Source organism: Aromatoleum toluvorans, from assembly GCF_012910905.1.
Lineage (GTDB): Bacteria > Pseudomonadota > Gammaproteobacteria > Burkholderiales > Rhodocyclaceae > Aromatoleum > Aromatoleum toluvorans.
This window is the reverse complement of sequence record NZ_WTVN01000005.1, coordinates 18542-38606: the sequence shown is the minus strand read 5'-3', so window position 1 is coordinate 38606 and position 20065 is coordinate 18542. Positions and strand designations below refer to the sequence as shown.

At 65.4% G+C, this 20065-nt stretch carries 19 protein-coding genes; 3 read left to right on the top strand and 16 right to left on the bottom strand.

Annotated features, from left to right (window positions below):
• Together cobD and cbiB are read right to left on the bottom strand one after the other, a co-directional pair.
• Entirely contained in the window at window positions 1–984 is a 984-nt protein-coding gene (gene cobD, locus GPA22_RS05010) for a threonine-phosphate decarboxylase CobD (RefSeq protein WP_169255001.1), read from the bottom strand.
• A gap of 18 nt (window positions 985–1002) precedes the next feature.
• Window positions 1003–1920 carry an adenosylcobinamide-phosphate synthase CbiB gene (cbiB, locus tag GPA22_RS05005; RefSeq protein ID WP_169255000.1) on the bottom strand — a complete coding sequence of 306 codons (918 nt, stop codon included), beginning with the start codon at window positions 1918–1920 and terminating at the stop codon, window positions 1003–1005.
• Between the two features lie 57 nt (window positions 1921–1977).
• Here cbiB and GPA22_RS05000 point away from each other — a divergent pair, with 57 nt between their 5' ends.
• The gene (locus GPA22_RS05000; protein ID WP_169254999.1) at window positions 1978–3444 is read left to right on the top strand and encodes a cobyric acid synthase; all 1467 of its coding nucleotides are present in this window, start codon (window positions 1978–1980) and stop codon (window positions 3442–3444) included.
• A gap of 123 nt (window positions 3445–3567) precedes the next feature.
• Here the strand turns inward: GPA22_RS05000 and GPA22_RS04995 are convergent, their stop codons facing one another.
• Window positions 3568–4350 (bottom strand): enoyl-CoA hydratase/isomerase family protein, encoded by a 783-nt coding sequence (locus GPA22_RS04995; RefSeq protein WP_169254998.1) that lies wholly within the window; start codon window positions 4348–4350, stop codon window positions 3568–3570.
• Window positions 4351–4553: 203 nt separating this feature from the next.
• Between GPA22_RS04995 and GPA22_RS04990 the strand changes: the two genes are divergently transcribed.
• Both GPA22_RS04990 and GPA22_RS04985 read left to right on the top strand, forming a co-directional pair.
• Window positions 4554–4874, top strand: a complete 321-nt coding sequence (locus tag GPA22_RS04990) for a DUF485 domain-containing protein (RefSeq protein ID WP_425483944.1) — start codon at window positions 4554–4556, stop codon at window positions 4872–4874.
• On the top strand, window positions 4874–6550 hold the full coding sequence (locus GPA22_RS04985) for a cation acetate symporter (protein ID WP_169254997.1): 1677 nt from the start codon (window positions 4874–4876) through the stop codon (window positions 6548–6550). Before GPA22_RS04990 ends, GPA22_RS04985 begins: the two co-directional genes overlap by 1 nt.
• Window positions 6551–6655: 105 nt before the next feature.
• Here the strand turns inward: GPA22_RS04985 and GPA22_RS04980 are convergent, their stop codons facing one another.
• The 13 genes from GPA22_RS04980 to GPA22_RS04920 form a co-directional block, all read right to left on the bottom strand.
• On the bottom strand, window positions 6656–7942 hold the full coding sequence (locus GPA22_RS04980) for a LytR C-terminal domain-containing protein (RefSeq protein WP_169254996.1): 1287 nt from the start codon (window positions 7940–7942) through the stop codon (window positions 6656–6658).
• Window positions 7943–7959: 17 nt separating this feature from the next.
• Window positions 7960–8910 (bottom strand): type II secretion system F family protein, encoded by a 951-nt coding sequence (locus GPA22_RS04975; RefSeq protein ID WP_169254995.1) that lies wholly within the window; start codon window positions 8908–8910, stop codon window positions 7960–7962.
• A 27-nt stretch (window positions 8911–8937) separates the two neighbouring features.
• Entirely contained in the window at window positions 8938–9912 is a 975-nt protein-coding gene (locus tag GPA22_RS04970; protein ID WP_169254994.1) for a type II secretion system F family protein, read from the bottom strand.
• 7 nt (window positions 9913–9919) lie between these two features.
• Complete coding sequence (locus GPA22_RS04965) at window positions 9920–11272, bottom strand: TadA family conjugal transfer-associated ATPase (protein ID WP_169254993.1); 1353 nt, start codon at window positions 11270–11272, stop codon at window positions 9920–9922.
• 24 nt (window positions 11273–11296) lie between these two features.
• Window positions 11297–12457, bottom strand: coding sequence for a CpaE/TadZ family protein (locus GPA22_RS04960; RefSeq protein WP_169254992.1), 1161 nt, complete (start codon window positions 12455–12457; stop codon window positions 11297–11299).
• A 36-nt stretch (window positions 12458–12493) separates the two neighbouring features.
• Window positions 12494–13078, bottom strand: coding sequence for a TadE/TadG family type IV pilus assembly protein (locus GPA22_RS04955; protein ID WP_211168943.1), 585 nt, complete (start codon window positions 13076–13078; stop codon window positions 12494–12496).
• 8 nt (window positions 13079–13086) lie between these two features.
• Window positions 13087–13578, bottom strand: a complete 492-nt coding sequence (locus GPA22_RS04950) for a TadE/TadG family type IV pilus assembly protein (RefSeq protein WP_169254991.1) — start codon at window positions 13576–13578, stop codon at window positions 13087–13089.
• 4 nt (window positions 13579–13582) lie between these two features.
• Window positions 13583–15253: a pilus assembly protein TadG-related protein gene (locus GPA22_RS04945; protein WP_169254990.1), complete on the bottom strand. Its 1671-nt coding sequence runs from the start codon at window positions 15251–15253 to the stop codon at window positions 13583–13585.
• A gap of 38 nt (window positions 15254–15291) precedes the next feature.
• Window positions 15292–15573, bottom strand: coding sequence for a hypothetical protein (locus GPA22_RS04940; RefSeq protein WP_169254989.1), 282 nt, complete (start codon window positions 15571–15573; stop codon window positions 15292–15294).
• 12 nt (window positions 15574–15585) lie between these two features.
• Window positions 15586–17139 (bottom strand): type II and III secretion system protein family protein, encoded by a 1554-nt coding sequence (locus GPA22_RS04935; RefSeq protein WP_211168942.1) that lies wholly within the window; start codon window positions 17137–17139, stop codon window positions 15586–15588.
• A 37-nt stretch (window positions 17140–17176) separates the two neighbouring features.
• A complete protein-coding gene (cpaB, locus tag GPA22_RS04930; protein WP_169254988.1) occupies window positions 17177–18040 on the bottom strand; it encodes a Flp pilus assembly protein CpaB in 864 nt (287 codons plus the stop codon).
• An 89-nt stretch (window positions 18041–18129) separates the two neighbouring features.
• Window positions 18130–19437 (bottom strand): P-loop NTPase family protein, encoded by a 1308-nt coding sequence (locus GPA22_RS04925; RefSeq protein ID WP_169254987.1) that lies wholly within the window; start codon window positions 19435–19437, stop codon window positions 18130–18132.
• Window positions 19438–19463: 26 nt separating this feature from the next.
• Window positions 19464–20033, bottom strand: coding sequence for an A24 family peptidase (locus tag GPA22_RS04920; protein WP_169254986.1), 570 nt, complete (start codon window positions 20031–20033; stop codon window positions 19464–19466).
• Between the last annotated feature and the right edge of the window lie 32 nt (window positions 20034–20065).

Genomic DNA, 20065 nt, shown 5'->3' with positions numbered 1-20065 from the left:
TCAGGCGCGTGGGCGCAAGGTGTCGAGCGCCGCGGCGAGGCGCTCCCAGCCGGTTTCGTCGGGCGGCAGGCCGAAGCGCAGGCTGGCCGGTGCGTCGAAACGGCGCACGAGGATGCCGGCGCGCGCGAGGTGGTCCTGCACGGTGGGGGCATCCGCATGCCGCACCCACTGGAACAGCGCCGGCCCGGCGGGTTCGCCGAGGCCGCCGTGGCGCAGCAGGGCGGCGAGGCGTGCCGCTTCGCCTTCCAGGCGGGCGCGCATCGCGTCCTGCCACCCGCGGTCGGTGAGCGCCGCGCGCGCGACATGGCGCGCCGGGCCGCTGAGTGTCCACGGGCCCAGCAGGTCGGCGAGGCGTGCGCGCAGTTCCGCCGGGGCGAGCACGAAGCCGACGCGCGCGCCGGCGAGGCCGAAGAACTTGCCGAGCGAGCGCAGGACCACGAGGTTCGGCCGCCCGGCGGCCGACGCGAGACTTTCGGCCGGCGCCGCATCGATGAAGGCTTCGTCGACCACCAGCCAGCCGCCACGGGCCGCGAGGCGCGCGTGCCAGTCGAGCAGCTTCTCGCGCGCAAAGCGTGCCCCGGACGGGTTGTTGGGATGCACGAGGAGCAGCACGTCGGTGTCGTCGATCGCCGCATCGACGGCGTCGGCGGCGAGCGCGCGCAGCCTGCGGCCGCGCCAGGCGTGAGGATGCTCGGCGTAGGTCGGCGCGAGCACGGTCACGCGCTCGCCCGGGATCAGCGCCGGCAGGGCCTGGATCGCCGGTTGCGAGCCGGCGACCGGCAGCAGCTGGTCGGTGCCGTAGTAGGCCGCGGCGGCGCCCTCCAGCCCGTCATCATCCTCCGGCAGACGGTGCCACGCGGCGCCCGGAACGGGCGGGACGGGCCACGCGTGCGGATTGATCCCGGTCGACAGGTCCAGCCAGTCGGCGAGCGGGATGCCGTATTGTTGCGCCGCGCGGCGCAGGCGTCCGCCGTGCTCAAGCATGTGCGTCCCCGGCGAAGCTCATGCGATGCCTGCGAGCAGCGCGCCGGCGGCCACGATGCCCAGCCACAGCAGCATGCCGCGTTCCAGCAAGCGCACCGCCGCGCGCACGCTCGCGGCATCGGGCGCGTTGCCGCAGCCGAGCGGCGGGCGCTGTTCCTCGCGCCCGTGGTAGATCGCTGCACCGCCGAGGCGGACGCCGAGCGCACCCGCGCCTGCCGCCATCACCGGCCCGGCGTTGGGGCTGTCCCAGGCGGGGGCCTGCTCGCGCCAGCATGCGAGCGCGTCGCGGCTGCGGCCGAGCAGCGTGTAGGTCAGCGCGGTGAGTCGCGCGGGGATCCAGTTCAGCGCGTCGTCGAGGCGCGCCGCCGCCCAGCCGAAGCGGATGAAGCGTTCGGTGCGGTAACCCCACATCGCGTCGAGCGTGTTGGCGAGGCGGAACACCAGCGCCCCGGCGCCGCCCGCGATGCAGAACCAGAACAGCGCGCCGAAGACCGCATCGTTGCCGTTCTCAAGCACCGACTCGGTGCCGGCCTTCGCGACGCCGGTCGCGTCCAGCGCGCGCGTATCGCGGCTGACGATCCAGCCGACGCGCTCGCGCGCCGCGTCGAGGTCGCCGGCCGCGAGCGGTGCCGCGATCGCCTCGGCATGCTGCGCGAGGCTGCGCGCGCCGAGCGCGAAATACAGCAGGCCGATGTCGACGACCCAGTGCGCGGCGGGATGGCTGGCGCGCAGCCACAGCGCGAGCGCGAGCCACGGCCCGATCGCCAGCAGCCACGCCAGCAGCCCGCCCGCGCGGGTCGGCAGCAGCGGGCGCAGGCGCGTTTCGAGCCAGCCGGCCCAGCGGCCGAAGCCGACCAGCGGATGCCAGCGGCGTGGCTCGCCGAGCAGACGGTCGAGGGCGATGCCGGCGAGGAGTTTGATGAACAGGGAAATCATCGGCGCGAAGCTTATCGGCGATAATCCGCCACTTTGAACGAGCCGGGATTCTACGCCATGCCGCAAGCAATCACCCTGATGGTGCAGGGAACGACCTCCGATGCGGGCAAGAGCACGCTGGTCGCGGGACTCGCGCGCATGCTGGCGCGGCGTGGCGTGCGCGTGGCGCCGTTCAAGCCGCAGAACATGGCGCTCAATTCCGCGGTGACGAGCGATGGCGGCGAGATCGGCCGTGCGCAGGCCCTGCAGGCGCTGGCCGCCGGGCTGCAGCCGCACACCGACTTCAATCCGGTGCTGCTCAAGCCGTCGACCGACATCGGCGCGCAGGTCGTCATCCATGGCAAGGTCGCCGCGAACCTCTCGGCACGCGATTACCACGCCTACAAGCCGACCGCGATGAAGGCGGTGATGCAGTCCTGGGACCGCCTCACCAGCGCCTACGACTGCGTGCTCGTCGAAGGCGCTGGCAGCCCCGCGGAGATCAACCTGCGCGATCGCGACATCGCCAACATGGGCTTTGCCGAAGCGGCCGACGTGCCGGTGATCCTCGTCGCCGACATCGACCGCGGCGGCGTGTTCGCGCATCTCGTCGGCACGCTGGAACTGCTGTCGCCGTCCGAGCAGGCGCGCGTGAAAGGCTTCGTCATCAACCGCTTCCGCGGCGACATCGGCCTGTTGCAGTCGGGGCTGGACTGGCTTGAAGAACGCACCGGCCGGCCGGTGCTGGGCGTGCTGCCCTACCTGCACGGCCTCTTCCTCGACGCCGAGGACGCGCTCGGCGAAGCCCGCGTCGACAAGGGCGAGGCGCGCCTGCGGGTGGTCGCGCCGGTCTATCCGCGCATCTCGAACCACACCGACCTCGACGCGCTGCGCCTGCACCCGCAGGTCGATTTCCGCTGGGTCGGACCGGGCCAGGCGATCCCGTCCGCCGACCTGATCGTGCTGCCCGGCTCCAAGAGCGTGCAGGCGGACCTCGCCTGGCTGCGCGCGCAGGGCTGGGAGCCCGCGCTCAAGCGCCATCTGCGCTACGGCGGCAAGGTGGTGGGGGTCTGCGGCGGCTTCCAGATGCTCGGCTCCGCGCTCGCCGACCCGCAGGGGCTGGAAGGGGCGCCGAGCACCGTCGCGGGCTTGGGGCTGCTCGACATGGAAACCGTCCTCGAGGCCGAAAAGCAGCTCGAGAACCGTCGCGGCGAACTGTGCCTGCCCGGCGCGGCCGCGGTCACGGGCTACGAGATCCACATGGGCGTGAGCCGCGGCGCAGCGCTCGACCGCCCCGCGCTGCACTTCGCCGATGGCCGGCCCGACGGCGCGCTGTCGGCCGACGGGCAGATCCTCGGCACCTACCTGCACGGCCTGTTCGATGCGCCGGAAGCGCTGTCCGCGCTGCTCGCGTGGGCCGGGGCGGGGGAGGTCGAGACGGTCGATCTCGCGGCGCGGCGCGAGGCCGATCTTGATCGGCTGGCGGACAGCGTCGCGGCGAACCTGGATCTGTCGGCGGTGTTGCCGGCGGCGTGGGCCGTTTGACGCTTGATCCGTAGGGCGGAAAAGCGAAGCGCCTTCCGCCGCATGTGCCACGTCACGCCTATCAAATGCCCTTCGTCATAACCCATCCGGCGGATAACGCCTTCGGCTCATCCGCCCTACGAGTCAACGCCCCTTGAATACCGGCTTGCGCTTCGCGAAGAAGGCGTCCAAGCCTTCCTTGTAGTCGTTCGTCGCGAGGAAGTCGAAGGCGGCGCGCTTTTCTTCCTCGCCCAGGGCGCCGCCGCGCATCAGGCGGTGCACCCACTGCTTGTGCCAGCGCGCGACCAGTGGCGCGCCGGCGGCGATGCGCGCGGCGCTCGCGCGGGCTTCGTCGAGCACCTTCTCGTCGTCGGTCACGCGCGTCAGCAGGCCCTTCTGCAGCGCCTCGCGCGCGTCGAGGATGCGCCCTTCGAGCAGGATCTCCAGCAGCACCGCCGGGCCGACGAGCTCCAGCAGGCCCGCCATCTCGCCCGGATACATCGAGAAGCCCAGGCGGTTGATCGGGGCGCCGAAGCGCGCCGACTCGCCGGCGATGCGCAGGTCGCAGCAGCCGGCGATCTCCAGTCCGCCGCCGACACAGGCACCCTGGATCGCCGCCACCGTGGGAATCGCGCAGGCACGGATCGCGTCCAGCGCCGCCGCGACCAGCGTGTCGTGGTAGTGCAGGGCGTCATCGACAGTCGCGCGCACGGTCAAAAATTCCTCGATGTCGCCGCCCGCAGCGAACGCCTTGTCGCCCGCGCCGCGCAGGATCACGCCGCGCAGCGCGGAATCGGCGGCGATGCGCTCGAAGGCTTCGCGCAGCGCGACCCACATTGCGGAGTCGATCGCGTTCAGCTTGTCGGGGTTGGAGAGGGTCAGCGTGGCGATGTCGCCGTCGGTGGAAAAGAGTATCTCGCCGCTCATGTCCGGGGTTTGTCCGTCGCTTCGAAAATGGTAGAAAAATTCAATTTATCAATTAATTAAAAAAACTCCATACGTCATGGTATGGAGTCTTGTAGATGATATATCATCCGCTCGCCGACACCGGTGCGACAGACATCGGGTGGGCAAGAGGCGGAGTGTGGAGGGCAGCGTGACATCGTTGCTTTTCTTGGAGGGAGAGGGAAATGTCTGTATCAATGTATGCGCACATCCGGCGCAATCCGCGTTTCGCGGAACTCGTGGCGAAGCGCACCCGCTTTGCCACGATCCTGTCGATCGTCGTCCTGGCGATCTTCTACGGCTTCGTGCTGCTCGTCGCGTTCGCGCCCGAGCTCATCGCGAAGCGGCTGTCCGAAGGCAGCAACCTGACCTTCGGCGTTGCGGTCGGGTTGTTCCAGTTCGTGTTCTTCTGGGTTCTGACCCTGATCTACGTGCGTCGCGCCAACGGCGAATTCGACGACATCAACAACGAGATCGTGCGCGCCGCGTGGAAGGAGGAAAAATAATGAAAGCCTCCGTTATCTCGCGCCTGGCCGCCGGCCTGTTGCCGCTGTCCGTGAGCGCATCGGCGATCGCCGGTGACGCCATCGCCCAGACCGAAAAGCAGGGCCTCAACCTGCACGCGATCGGCATGTTCTTCGTGTTCGTGATGCTGACGCTCGGCATCACCTACTGGGCCGCATCGCGCACCAAGTCGACGTCCGACTTCTACACCGCCGGCGGTGGCATCACCGGCTGGCAGAACGGGCTGGCGATCGCGGGCGACTACATGTCCGCCGCGACCCTGCTGGGTCTCACCGCGATGATGTACACGCAGGGCGTCGATGCGTACATCTACATGATTGCGTTCTTCGTCGGCTGGCCCATCATCCTGTTCCTGATGGCCGAACGCCTGCGCAACCTCGGCAAGTTCACCTTCGCCGACATCACCGCCTACCGCCTCGACCAGGGCAAGGTGCGCACGATGGCCGCCGTCAGCTCGCTGACCGTGGTGTGCTTCTACCTCGTCGCGCAGATGGTCGGCGCCGGCCAGCTCATCAAGCTGCTGTTCGGCCTCGACTACAACATCGCGCTGTTCGTGGTCGGCGCGCTGATGATGGTGTACGTGACCTTCGGCGGCATGGTCGCCACGACCTGGGTGCAGATCATCAAGGCCTGCATGCTGCTGATCGGTGGCACCACCGTGATGCTGCTCGCGTTCAGCCAGTTCGGCTTCAGCTTCGACGAGCTGACCACCCGCGCGATGGAAGTGCACAAGCTCGGCGGCAAGCTCCTCGCCCCGGGCAGCCTGCTCGCCGATCCGGTCACCGCGATCTCGCTGGGCCTCGGCCTGATGTTCGGCACCGCCGGTCTGCCGCACATCCTGATGCGCTTCTTCACCGTCACCGACGCCAAGGAAGCGCGCAAGTCGGTGCTCTACGCCTCGGGCATCGTCGCGTACTTCTTCAACGTCATCGCTATCATGGGCCTGTGCGCGATCCTGATCGTCGGCACCAACCCCGAGTTCTTCGAGGGCGGCCAGATCGGTGGCAAGGTCATCGGCGGCGGCAACATGATCGCGATGCACCTCGCCAAGGCGGTCGGCGGCAACCTGCTGTTGGGCTTCCTGTCGGCGGTGGCCTTCGCGACCATCCTCGCGGTGGTGGCCGGCCTCGCTCTCGCAGGCGCCTCGGCGATCTCGCACGACATCTACGCCCGCGTCATCATGAAGGGCAAGGCGTCCGAGACGACCGAGCTGAAGGTGTCGAAGTTCGCCACCATCGGCCTCGGTATCGTCGCCGTCCTGCTCGGCATGGCCTTCGAGAAGATGAACATCGCGTTCATGGTCGCGCTGGCCTTCGGCGTCGCGGCCTCGGCCAACTTCCCGGTGCTGATCCTGTCGATGTACTGGAAGGGCCTGACGACCCGCGGCGCGCTTGTCGGCGGCTACTCCGGCCTCGCCAGCGCCGTGACCTTCGTCGTGCTGTCGAAATCCGTGTGGGTCGACGTGCTGCACAACGCCTCGGCGATCTTCCCCTACACCCAGCCGGCGCTGTTCTCGATGCCGATCGCCTTCATCCTCGCGATCGTCGTGTCGAAGATGGACAGCAGCGTCGCTGCACAGAAGGAAATCGAGGCTTTCGACGACCAGTATGTGCGTGCGCAGACGGGTGTGGGCGCGGCGAGCGCGGCGTCGCACTGAGCGTGCATCCGGGGCTCCGCGGCGCGGGGCCCATCAAGACAAACGCCCGCAAGGATTGTCTTGCGGGCGTTTGTTTTTGCGGATTCGGGTCTCTGAGCGCGGGTGTCAGATCGGATCGCTAGTCTGGCGTCGCGCTTCGCGGGCCTTGCCGCTGGCGCGAGTGAATCCTCCCGTCTGGGCCTGCTTGGCCGGTGCCGCATTGCGCGCGTAGTTGGAGCAGAGCCCCAGCGCCGAACAGGCATCGCTGACGTTCAGGTCCTTGCCCAACATCAGGCGCACGTCGGTCATGACAAGGTTGCCGGATGCGGCGCGCAGTTCGGTGCCGAATGGCAGTCGCTTCGCGAAGGCCGCGGCAGCTTCACGGTAGCCTTCGCGGTATTCAACGTAGGACGCCATCTGGTCGAAGGGTTTGTGGTTCGTGAGGCGGGGACGCTCAAAACCCTCGCGTCCCAGCAGCGCGGAGAGGCGGCGGGCGAGTCCTTCGCCGCCCTGGCCGTTGGTGATTTCGTACCGGACGATGCGTGCGACGAGCTGCGGTCTCCGCGGGGCCGGGACCGAAGTGGCGGCAGCAGTGGGGGCGATCGCCTCGATTCGCGGCTCGGGCGGCAACGTGCTGCTGCGGATGGCTTCTCCTGACGCCGGGACGGGATGAGCCATTGCGACAGGCGCACCGGCAACCGGCGCGACCGCTGCCGTGATAATGGTTGCGGCCTCCGCGACGGCTTCGGTGTGCGACGCAGCGGGGGCCCGCAGTTCGAACACGTTCTCCGCGATTTGCACGAGGACGCTGCCGGTCTGCGGCGGGTCTTCGGTTGCTGCGACGGGCTGTGTTTCCGGTGCGGTGGTCGGTGGCTGGCCGGCGTCCGCGAATGCCTTGGCCACCATCGCCTGTTCGCGCTCACCCATGCGCCCATAGGCAGTTTCCAGGTTGCGCCAGGCGTGGCGGTTGCTGCGGTCCAGACCGATTGCGCGGCGGAGCGGCACGACGGCGTCCTTGTCGCGCCCCGCGAGCATCAGCGCATATCCGAGATTGTTCTGGATGTGGCTCGCATCGGACGCAATCGCCGCTGCCGTCTCGAACGCGCCGATGGCTTCGGCGAGTCTGCCGGTCCTCGCAAGTGCCGTTCCCAGCGCATTCCATGCCATGCCGTGCTGCGGATTCGCAGCCACGGCGACCCTGTAGGCGGCGACCGCAACGCCGAGCCGGTCCTGTCCGTCATGATAGCGGCCGAGCTGGTAGTAGGTGTCCGCGTCGCGGCCGGCGTGCTGGATTTCGAGCACCGGGTCGACCGACCATGCCTTGGGCGGCATGGTCGGTGTCGTGCTGCACGCGCCGAACACCATCGCCGCGAGCACGGGTTTCAGCGCGAATACGATCTTGTTCTTTGTCATCGCAGTCCCCTTTGGGGTCAGCCGCCTGACGTGCCGGCGAGGGTAGGCAACAGGATGCGGTAGACCTGAATCACTGCCGGTCCGAGCAGCACGAGCATCAGCGACGGGAAAATACAGAAAATCAGCGGGAATAGGAGTTTCAATGCGATCTTGGCCGCGGCTTCCTCGGCCTTCTGGCGCCGCCGCGTGCGCAGCATGTCGGAATGCACGCGGAGCGACGATGCGATGCTGGTACCGAAACGTTCAGCCTGGATGATCATCGCGACGAACCCTTCCACCTCTTCGACGCCCGTGCGGATCGCAAGATTGCGCAATGCGCGCGCGCGTTCCATGCCAGCACGCAGTTCCAGCGTGACGAGGTGCAGTTCCTCCGACAGCGCCGCGCTCTTGTGCTGCATTTCGTCCGCCACGCGAACGAGCGCGGCCTCGATACCCAAGCCTGCCTCCACGCACACGGTCATCAAGTCCAGCGCGTCGGGAAAACTCTCGAAGATTTCCCTCTGCCGCAGAAAGATCAATCGCTCCAGAATCGAATTCGGCAGGTAGTAGCCGATCGCTGCAGTAATCAGGATTACCAGCAGCGTCCCCTGAAACTTCAGTTCGGGTGTCGTGATCAGGATTGTGAAATACGCCAGCAGCGGCAGCCCCAGCGCGAGCGCGGTCTTGATGCCAAAGTAGGCGTAGGGCGCAGACTGATTGCGGATGCCAGCATGCAGGAAGCGGATGTGCAGTGCCGATATGTGCTCGCTGTCCTCGGGGGTGGAAAGCTTCGCGAGCGGCCCGGTGAGCTTTACCATGTGCTCGATCCAGGTGTCGGATACCGGGGGTGCTGCGGCCTTGTGCCCGCCGCCGAGCGCCTGCATACGCTCGACCGTTGCCGACCGGGTGAAGCGCGTCATCACAAAAAACGCGCCGGCCGTTACGGCAATGAACAGCAGCGCGAGGAATGCGATCTGGTTGTAGTCCATATCCGTTTTCTCCTCCGTTCCGCTGTGCTAGACACGAATCCGGATGATCTTGCGCATCCACAGCACGCCGATCACCATCATTGTCAGGGCAACACCGATCATCTTCAGGCCGAGTTCATCGTGCCAAAGGATCCTCATGAATCCGGGATTTACAAGGTTGATCACTCCGGTCATCACGAAAGGTAACAGGCCAAGAATCCAAGCGGACAGGCGCCCTTCGGCAGACAGCGTGCGGATTTCCCCGTAGAGCTTCAGGCGTGCGCGAATGATGGCGCTGATGTTGTCCAGCAACTCGGCGAGGTTGCCGCCGGAATCGCGCTGGATCAGCACCGCGATCACGAAGTAGCTCAGGTCCGTGCTGTCAGTTCGGGAGGCGAGGTTGAGCAGGGCGGTCTGCTGCGGCACTCCGTAGTTCGTTTCGTCGAACAGGATGCGGAATTCGCCGCCGATGGGATCCTTCATTTCATCGGCAACCATCTTTACCGCGGTCGGGAAGGCATGTCCGGCGCGCAGCGCCCGCCCCATCAGGTCCAGGGCCTCCGGAAGCTGGCGCTCGAAGGTCTCCATATGCTTTTTGCGTGCGCGGACCACATAGATCAGGGGTATCAGCGCGAGAAGGGCTGCCGCGATCAATGCCACCACGATGTGCAGCTTGAGGACCAGCGCCAGGATGAACCCCAGCGCTGCCAGCCCGAGGGTCCAGCCGACGAACTGTGCGAAGCTCAGATTCAGGCGTGATTGCACGATGAGGCGGTTCAGTCCATGCAGGTGCGGAATCGCCTCGAGGATGCGGTCCCCAAACTCCGAACCGGTGCCCTTCGGATCCTTGAGGAGCGTACGGGGACGTTCCTGCGTGACGCCAGTTGCGACTTCTTCCAACCGTCGGCTCAGACGCTGCGCTTCTGCGCTATGTGTCGCGTTCCACCACAGGAAGCCGCCTTCCAGGGCCAGCACCACCGCGATAAACACCGCGAGGGCAAAGAGGACGCTCAGGATGTCCATGGCTACCTCACTCGAAGCGCCGCGCCGGGTTGAACATGTCTTCGGGCAGCGTCACGCCGAAGGAGCGCAACCGGTCCGCGAAGTGCGGGCGTACCCCTGTCGCGGTGAAATACCCTTCAACCGCCCCGTTGTCGGAAATGCCCGTCTGGCGGAAGGTGAAGATCTCCTGCATCGTGATCACGTCGCCTTCCATGCCGGTGATCTCCTGCAGGCTCATCAGCTTGCGCTTGCCGTCGGTCAGGCGGCTGGTCTGCACGATCACGCCGATCGCGCTCGCGATCTGGGAGCGGGCCACCTTGGGTGGCAGGTTCGCGCCGGCCATGCCGATCATGTTCTCCATCCGGCCCAGGGCGTCCCGCGCCGAGTTCGCGTGCACCGTCGTCATCGAGCCTTCGTGGCCGGTGTTCATCGCCTGCATCACGTCGAAGGCCTCCCCGCCGCGTGTCTCGCCGAGGATGATGCGGTCCGGGCGCATGCGCAGCGCGTTGCGCACCAGCGAACGCTGCGTAACCTCACCCTTGCCTTCGATGTTGGGCGGACGGGTTTCCAGGCGCACCACGTGCGGCTGCTGCAGCTGCAGTTCCGCTGCGTCCTCGATCGTCACGATGCGCTCGTCGCCAGGGATGTAGCCGGAGAGAATGTTCAGCAGCGTCGTCTTGCCGCTGCCCGTGCCGCCCGAGATCAGAATGTTCACCTTGGAACGCACGAGCCCGGAAAGAAGCTCGGCCATCGGCGGCGTGAGCGTCTTGTAGTCGATGAGCTTCATCATCGTCAGCGGCGTCGCGGCGAAGCGCCGGATCGAGACGATGGGGCCGTCGAGCGCGAGCGGGGGAATGATCGCGTTCACGCGCGAGCCGTCGGGCAGGCGCGCATCGACCATGGGGCTGGACTCATCGACGCGCCGGCCGACCCGCGACACGATCTTGTCGATGATCTTCATCAGGTGCGCGTCGTCGCTGAAGCTCACGTTGGTCGACTCGAGCTTGCCGTGGCGCTCCACATAGACCTGCTGTGAGCCGTTGATCAGGATGTCGGACACCGTGGGGTCGGCCAGCAGTGGCTCGATCGGCCCCAGACCCAGCATTTCGTACTGGATGTCCCGCACCAGATCGCGCCGTTCGTTGGCATTGACGACGATGTTTTCCTCGGAAAGCAGGCGTTCCACCATCAGCCGCAGTTCGTCGCGCAACTGCTCGGGTGACAGGTTCTCCATCGCCTCGAGGTCGATGCGCGAGAGCAGCAACTGGTGGATACGCAGCTTCAGGGCCTGGTAGGCCCGGCCGGTGGTGGCATCGGGGGTCCCGATCTCGTGCGGGGCAGTCTCCGCCGATACCGCTTCGAGTCGCTGACGCAAGCTCATTTCAGGTTCTCCCGCTCAAAATCTTCAACGTGACGCAAACAGGCGCGAGAACCAGGGCCTGTCCGCTTTCGGGGAATCGTTGGTGAGCGATTCCGCGATCTCGCGCAGCGTTTTCGTGACCGGGCTGTTCTTCGCCAGCAGGGCAATCGGCCGTCCCTGATTGACCGATGCGGCGACCGCCTCGTATGCGTTCGGGATCGCCTTGAAGACCTTCGCGTTCACGGTGCGCTCGACGTCCTCGAGGCTGATCTCGCTGGATTTGTCGAAACGATTGACGATCAGGCCGACCTTCGACATCGGATATCCGAGGGACTGGAATACCTGAACGAGGCGCTTTCCTTCGCGGATGAAGGGCAGCGTCAATTGCACCACCGGGAAGATCATGTCCGCCATGTCGAAAGGCTTCAGGCTCACCCCGTCGAGCGACCGGCCCACGTCCACCACCACGAAGTCGAAATTCGCCCGCGCCACCTTCAGGATCGCCTCCACATGCTCTGCGCGCACGTCGACCGCGTGGGCCGGATCGTCGGGCGCGGCGAGCAGGCTGAAACGCGGTGTCACCTGGATCATCGCGGATTCCAGGAAAGCGGCGTCCAGGCGATGGATCTGCTGGCACACGAGCGCCAGATTGCTGGCCGGCTTCTGGTCGGTGACGTACATCGCCGCATCGCCGAACTGCAGGTTCAGGTCGATCAGCGCGACGCGCTTGCCGAACTGCTCCGCGAGCATCCACGCCAGGTTGGTCGCGAGAAAACTCGACCCGCTCCCGCCCTTGCATGAGGTCAGCGCGAGAATCTGCCCCACTTCCGCGACTTTCCGCCTGGGCGCCACGCGGTGAATCGCTGCGCGCAGCTGCATGTCGGTCACAGGCTTCGGCAGCACCTCGCGCACGCCGGCGCGCATCGCCCGCAGCAGGAATTCGGGGGTCTTGTTGTCGCTGATGACGATGAACCCGGTCTCGGGGCTTCTCAGACGCAGCCGCTCGAGGCTTTCCAGTCCGCCCGTTTCGGGCAGGTTGCCGTTGAGGATGAGGACGTCCGGCGCGGTCTTGATCGCGTCGAGCCCCTCCGCCTGGCACTGGAGCGGAACGACCTCGCCGATCGACACGTCCTGTTCGAGGATGCTGGTGATCTCGGACAGGTGCTGCTTGTCCAGGGATGCGACGGTGATGCGCGTTTTGCTCATGTTGGCGACCTGTTTGGGGGCGGCGTAAGGTTATTTCTATTCGGATATGTTGAAGCCGAGGCTTTCGGCGGGCATGAGCACGCGCGATACAGGAATGTCGATCGCAAGAAACGGGAAGAGACCGATCATCGGCGCGTATTTCACAGTGTTCGCGCATGCTCCGTCCGTGGCCAGGCATGCCTCGACGAATCGGACGCAGCTTGCCAGTTCCGTGGGGTCGGCACTATTGCATGCGGCGAGGTTCTTGGCCGGATCAAACCGGCCGCTCGCATCCACGGGCATCGGGCTGGGAGCGGCAAGATCGCCCCTCAGATAATTGAGTTTCACTTCCGCATTGCTGATTTCGAGTCCGGCGGGCAGGTGCACCGTCCCGCTTCCGGCTTCATCGTGAAATACCGCCATGCGGGCAATCCTGTTTGCGTCGTCCGCCGTACGAACTACTGCCTCGCGCGCTGCGCGGCGGGTAACCTCCTGCACGGTGTTCCACACATACAGGAGGCGGCCGAATTCCATGATGCCTAACACGATCATAAGAAATACCATCGCAACGATCGCGAACTCCACTGCAGTGGTGCCGTTTTCCCGCCGCACAATCTGTTGTCTGTGAATGGGGTTTTTCATCGCGCGCCTCACTTCATGTAGGGCATCGTCGTGTGCGGCGCGAGGGGGATTCCCCCGAATACTGTTGCGGTGCCCGGCAGAATGAACGGAAACAATCCCCCTATGTCGATCGCGTAGCCGGAAATGGCAACGCGGATATTTTCGGGTGCGCTGGTGCCGTTGCCGCAGCCGATCGCGCCGAAGTCCTTGTTCATGCAGGTCACGGCAACGTTGGATTCCGTCAGGGGCGGTCTCAGATTTGCTGCGTTTCCCAAATTCATTACGCGGGTCTGGGCTGTTCCGATATGGGATGTGAAATCTGCGCGCTCGGCGATGCTCAGCAGCCGCGCACCGTCGCGCGTTGCCTTCGTCAGCGCGTCGTAATACCAGAAGGCGCGGCCGAATTCGATGATGCCGGCCACCAGCAGCAGCAGGAAGAAAATCACGAAAGCCAGCTCGACGGCGGCAACTCCCGTCTGGCGCTGACCCGCTGGACAACAATGCAGATTGCGTCCGTTCATGGCTTCACCGATACAGCATTATTTCTGAAGTGGGAGTGGGGGCTACAAGTCCGGCGAACTCGGTTTCGATCTTCTTCGGCGATCCGTTGAGATCGGCCGGTACCTGCATGAAGAACTTGCCGATGGCTTTTACGGGGAGCGCGTCGCATGACAAGCCGCCTGTTGTGCCGACGAAAGCACGGCAATCTACGATCACAATGTTCAGTACTCGCCGGTTCGCGCGGCCCGGGCGATATGCAAACGGAGGCGGGTCAAAATAACTTCCGCCGGTCTGGTTATAAGGCGAGGGTGAGGAAGGGGAGTTCGCCGTGAAATTGGACCCAATTTCGGTTGGGTAGACGTCCAGCAGATCTTTTCCCGTGGTCGTCTGCGGACTTCCTGCGTTGTAGAGTTTCGCCCAGTTCAAATTCGTCGCTGTGATCGGGTCGCCAGCCTTTGGGGGAGTTCCGATCGCCGAATAAGGCCGCGAATAGGACCAGAGAACTCCATACCGCTCGAAAGGCAGGGTCGGTGTTACAGGAGGGGGGGCCGGGGCGAAAGGGTTCGCGGCAAGCGAAGGCGGCACGGCATACGGCCAATAATCCGGTTCGTGCAGACCTGTCAGATTTCCGGAAGCATCCCGGTTCAGGGTCACCGTCTGATAATCCTTAGGGAGAACGTTCGCGTCTTTTTCCATCCAATCGCGGGGCTGACCGATTGCAGGGGGTGGAGGGTTTTTTGCAAAATATCTAATGTTACTGTCGGATGGAGCAGTGGCCGGGTCACAAGGGGAGCCGCCACCGAAATCGGCAAAACGGCTGTTAAGTGCTCTCTGGATCGGCCCTGCAGAAAAGCCGGTGTTTACATAGACCTTAGTACTCGCGCCAACGTTGTTGGCAACCGCGCTGTTGCCCTGGCAGACGAAGGGCGCGGTGAAATTGGCGCTCGAATGATTCGGATCGCAGATCGCCGGAGGGGCGTCGACCGGGTTGATCAGCATCGGCGTGCCGGAGGCGCTGCCAAGCGGGTTCAGTTCGATGATGTTGTAACTCACGCCGCGACGGAAACCGAGCTCGATCAACTCGGTGCTGCCGTCAGGGTAGACATAGCTGCGTGTGAGGTTGTCAGGATCGACCGCACACACGCCAATGGGCGTCACGTTGGTGAAGAAACGTCCCGCAACGGAATATCCGGCGGTTTGCGTCGTCTCGAAGGCTGCACTCGCGACCCGCATCAGGTAGGTGTTCAGGGTCTGGTCGCCCGTATCCACCTCCATGAACGTCAATCCGGACGCAGCCGTGTCGCTGGTGACGCTCGCCGCGGAAACGAAGGTGCATGGCGGTGTACGAAGGACTGGGCGGTTCCAGGTGTTGAGGTTGTTGGCATTCGGGCATGAGCCCAGGCGGATATTGGCGATGGTGATCGTTACCGGGGAGTTGAAGTTGTATTCGTGCTGCGCGGCGGTGGCAATGGCTCGGTTCACTGCGGCCGTCACCCCGCTCAACTTGTTGTTCAGCTCCTTCGCACCCGCCAGTGCGGCCGCGTCGGAGGCGTTCTGCAACTCCGTCTTCGCGATGTAGAGATGTCCCAGGTCGAGGACGATTCCGCCGAAGGCGAATAGCGTCACGGCAGTCAGCCCGGCCATGACGGCCACGACGCCGCGCTGGCGGTGCCTGAACGAGGGTGTCGGTGCCATTGCCGCGTTTCCCCTGGTTGCGCTAACCCCTGCCGCGCTCATTGGCCGCTGCTGATGCCTTCGCCGATGTTGATGACCGAGAAGGTAGTGGGCGGCGCCTTGAAGCTGTCGTGGTAGCGGTCGATGCTGTGTCCGGCGGATTCGCCATCGATGCCGGCGACCGGGTCGGCGTTGCGCGACGCGTCCGGATTGATCGTCTGCAACGCGCGCGCAGCGGTGACTGCATGTCCGAACTTTGCATCGAGGTTGGGCGTGGTGGTCGCGCATCCGGACGCGACGGCCGAGGCGACGAACACGAGGGTGGAAAGTGCTCTGAGCATGGCCATCTCCTCTTATCGGGTCTGGAATCCGCCGTCGGCCGGGGCGGACGGTGTGTTGCCTGCAGGCGCTTCGTCGAACGAGGGGCGGCCTTCCATCCTGCCTTCCAGGAAGAACTCCCCGCGTGACGGCGGCACGAAGTTGTCGGTCGGCAGCGCGTAGTTGGCCGCCAGAGGTTTCACGAGGCGCGGCGTGATCACGAACATCAGTTCGCTGCGGTCGGTCTGGAACTCGCTGCTGCGGAACAGGGCGCCGAGGATCGGAATTTCGCCGAGGCCGGGGAAGCGCTTCACGGATTCGGTGACGTTGTTCTTGATCAGGCCGGCGATCGCGAAGCTCTGTCCATCGATCAGCTGCACCGTCGTCTGCGCGCGCCGGACCGTGAAGCTGGGCAGGATCGCGGTGGTGCCGTCTATTGTCGTGAAGGGCGAGCCGGTCTGCGACAGTTCGGATACTTCCGGGGCGACCTTCAGGTTGATGCGGCCACCGTCCAGCACTGTCGGGGTGAACTTCAGGCCGACACCGAACTCCTTTTCCTCCAGCGTGATGGTCGTTCCGCCGGTCGTCGCGTTGGCTCGCGCGACCGGAATGAAGATCTTGCCGCCGGCGAGGAAGCTGCCTTCCTGTCCGCTGATCGCGACGATGTTGGGTTCGGCGAGGATCTTCAACAGGCCGTCGCGCTTCTCGGCGTCGATCGCGAGCAGCTTGGTGGGGCTCTTGATCGCGGTCAGCACGCCCGCGCTGTCGGTCAGCAGGCTGTTGATGATGGAATAGGTCCAGTTGCCGCCGGTCGTCGAGAAGCGGAATTCGGCGCCCAACTTGTCGAGCAGGGTTTTCGATATCTCGGCGACCTTCACCTCGAGCATCACCTGCTGGGGCGCGCTGACGCGCATCATGTTGACGACTTGCGAGCCTGCCGCCCGCACTGCCCCGGTGGTGCTGCGCGATTCACCGACGCTGATCGTGGTGCCCGATGCTACTTGGCCGCCGCCTGCGACCACCGGCAGGACGAGGCCGCGATTGAGGTTGCGCACGTAGGCCTCCGCGATAGAAACGGCCTCCTCGGCGCGCAACGAGCTGGAGACCTCGCCGGTGAGGACGATGGATTCGGCTGCGGTAGTGACACGGATGCCCTGTTCCCCGGGCAGCAACTCGTGAATGCGTGATTGCAGGCGGCCGGCATCCACGTTCACCGACACGTCGACGATGGTTGTTGCACCGCCCTTGCGCCACAGGATGACGTTGGTCGAACCGACGGTCTTGCCCAGCAGGTACAGCTCGCGTGCGCTGATGAGCGTCACGTCGGCCACGTTCGGATTGCCGACCGAGATCCGGTCGATCGCGCCGGGCAGCCGCAGTAGCGTGGATTTTCCGAGCATGAGATTCATCGCCGGCCCGATTTCTGCCGATTCGGCGTAAACGGTTTCCACTCCCCGGTCCGGAGCCTTGGCCGGTGGGGTCTTGGCGGCGATCGCGGACATCGGGACGGACAGGCTTGCAGCCAGCGCGAAGGCGGCAAGGTGACTGAAGCCGGGTTTGGCACGGAGTACGGCAGATTGGCTTTTCATTGTTGTTGCTCCCTACAGTACGAGATTCGCTGCGTGCTCAGAACTCGGCCGTGGAGCGCTGCAGGCCGCGGATGACTTCCACCTTGTCGGTCGATGGCGCCGGAGCGCGGGTTGGTTGACGCGGGCGGCTCGCGGCGGGCTTCTTCACCTTCGCTGCCGGGGGGGGCGAAACCGGAGTCGGCGGCACCAGCGCCGACGTGCGCAGCAGTTCCGCCTTCGTGATACCGGCGGTTTTTGCCGGATCCGAATCGACCTGGTTGCGCAGCACCAGCGACAGGGTGCCGACGCTGCGCGCAAGATCGAGCCGTTCGGCCTGTTCGGGCGTGACCTCGAGCGTCACGGCGTTCACGACCTTGGGCTTGGTTTCGTCGCGGTTGGCTTCCTGCGCCACGGCCAGCACGAGGATGCGCTCGAGGACTATCTTGGAGATCATGTTGTCGTCGCCGGTGCCGCGGCTGGCCTCGGCCTTCTCGGTGTTGACCATGATGTCGACGTAGTTGCCGGGCAGCGCGAAGCCGGCCACGCCGATCACGTCATTCACGCGCACGGTGATCGCCCGCTTGCCCTCGGGAACGACGGACGAAAGCCCGCCCTTGGTGCCGACGGGGGCGAGCCGCGATTCGAGGATCGGCTCCCCGGGCAGGATGCTGGCGACCGCGATGCGGCCGTCGAGCGAAGCGGCATCCTTGAAGGCCCCAGTGGGCACGCTGCCGGACGGCCATTCCACCATGCGGATCGCATCGGGCGTGATGCGCCCCCCGAGCTGCAGCTCGACCGCCGCGACGGCAAGGCGGTTGTCGCCCGGCTTGGCCATCGTTTGCAGCCATCGCGTTCCGAGCACCACGGCGGCCAGCCCAGCGAGCACCGCTATGAAAAGAAAGACGAGACCTTTGGTCTTCATGTGCGTCCCCCTGTTTCCGGGCCGCCGGCGCGCGGCTTGCGGCCCTGCCAATGCCCGCCGTGGCGGGCCCCGTTATTCCGTCGCGCGGGTCAGCGCGACGCGAAGTAGTTGTGCCAGGCCCAGTGAAGGGCGTCCGGCGTCAGCCTTGCGGGCTCCCCACGGTAGCGTGCGAGATCTGCGATCTGGCCGATGATGTCCCGCGGGAAACAAGCCAGGAGCGGCTTGTTGTGGACCTTGTGGTACTCGTCCAGCAGCGTGCGGAAGGCCGCTTCGTCGTAAGGTACGCCCCGTTCCTCGCAGACGCGCGTGAATATGTTCCTGTATTCGTCTTCATTCATCGGGCCGATGTGGATCTTGTAGCCGAGGCGGCGCAGGAAGGCGGGGTCGGCCACTTCCGAGGGCATGAGGTTGGTGGAGAAGACGAGGACCACGTCGAAGGGCAGGGTGAATTTGGTGCCGCTATGCAGCGCGAGGTAGTCGTGGTGGCGGTCCATCGGCACGATCCAGCGGTTCATGAGCTGCTCGGGCTTGACGAGCTGGCGGCCGAGGTCGTCCACGACGAAGATGCCGTTGTTGGCCTTTACGTGGGGCGGCGCCTGGTAGTAGCCGGTGCTCATGTCGTAGTCCAGGTCGAGCATGCGCATGGTCAGCTCGCCGCCGGTGATCGCCACGGGGCGCTTGCAGCGCACCCAGCGCAGATCCGCGCGCTGCAGGTTGTCCAGCCCGGCAGGGCGCTGTCCGTCGTCCACGGGAGTGTGGATCAGCGGGTCGAACACCTGGATGATCTCGCCGTCGACCATGATCGCGTGCGGTACTGCGACGTTGCCTTCCAGCAGCAGCGATAGGCGTTCGGCGAGGTAGGTCTTGCCGGCGCCGGCCGGGCCGTAGAGGAACATCGCGCGCCCCGAGCCCATCGCGGCACCGAGCTGGTCCTGAACGTCGGGCTTGATGATCAGGCCGCGGAAGGCTTCGTTCACATCCTCGCGCGTGATGCGCATCCTGGTCACGGACTGAAGGTCCGTCTGTTCGACGTAATTCGCGAGGCTGACGGGCGCCGGGCCAGCGTACTTGCAGCGACCGAGAAACTCGGATGCCCGCGCCCGCCCGGAATCGGTCAGCCCGAAGAGGATGTCGCCGTCGGTTTCGCCCCGCCGCACTACCTCGCAGATGCGCTCGGAGCGCATGAAGGCGAGCAGGGCTTCGAGCACGCTTGCGGGCAAGTGAAGGTGGTGCGAGATCTCGGTGAGCCGCATCTGCCCGCGCAGGAACAGCAGCTTCGTCGCGAGCTCCACGAGGAACAGCAGCGGCAGGCCGGTTTCGTCCAGCGTGCGCGGCGCACGCGGAAAGGCACCGGATTCATCCATCGGGATGACCCGGGCGCTGGTAGGTGCGTTCATGGCGGTGCTCCGAGAGACGAACGAAATCAGCTCAGCGCCCAGCCTCCGGAGCGGACCAGGATGAGCTGCAGGAGGGTGCCGGCGGCAATGGCGACGGCGTAGGGCATGCGGCCGGCGGTTTGCTGCAGGGGTTCCAGTTCGGGGCCGGTGCCGCCGGTGGCGCGTACGGCGTAGGTCGTCAGCAGGAAGCGCAGGTTCGATGCGACCTGGCGCAACGAGCGCTGCCACAAGGCCATCACGATCGCGAGGGCTCCTCCGGCGGCAAAGGTCAGCACGACGACGCCGAGGGTCTGAAGCGGGCCGAGAAAGGCGCCGACCATCATCATCAGCTTGACGTCGCCTGCACCCATTGCCCGGAGCGCGTAAAGAGGCAGCAGGCAGACGAATCCGACCATCATCCCTTCCAGGAGGGAGATCAATCCGATACTTCCCGAGAGAACATGCAGTACGCCTCCGCCATATACGGAGATTCCGTGGTACAGACCGGCTGCCACGGTCCCAAGAGCCACGAGGAGGTTAGGCACCCTGGCGTGGCGTATGTCCGTGACCACGGCAAACGCCAGTGCTCCGATCAGCGCCGCGAGTCCGATGTTCATTTGCCATCCATCCTGGCGGGTAGCTCAAATAT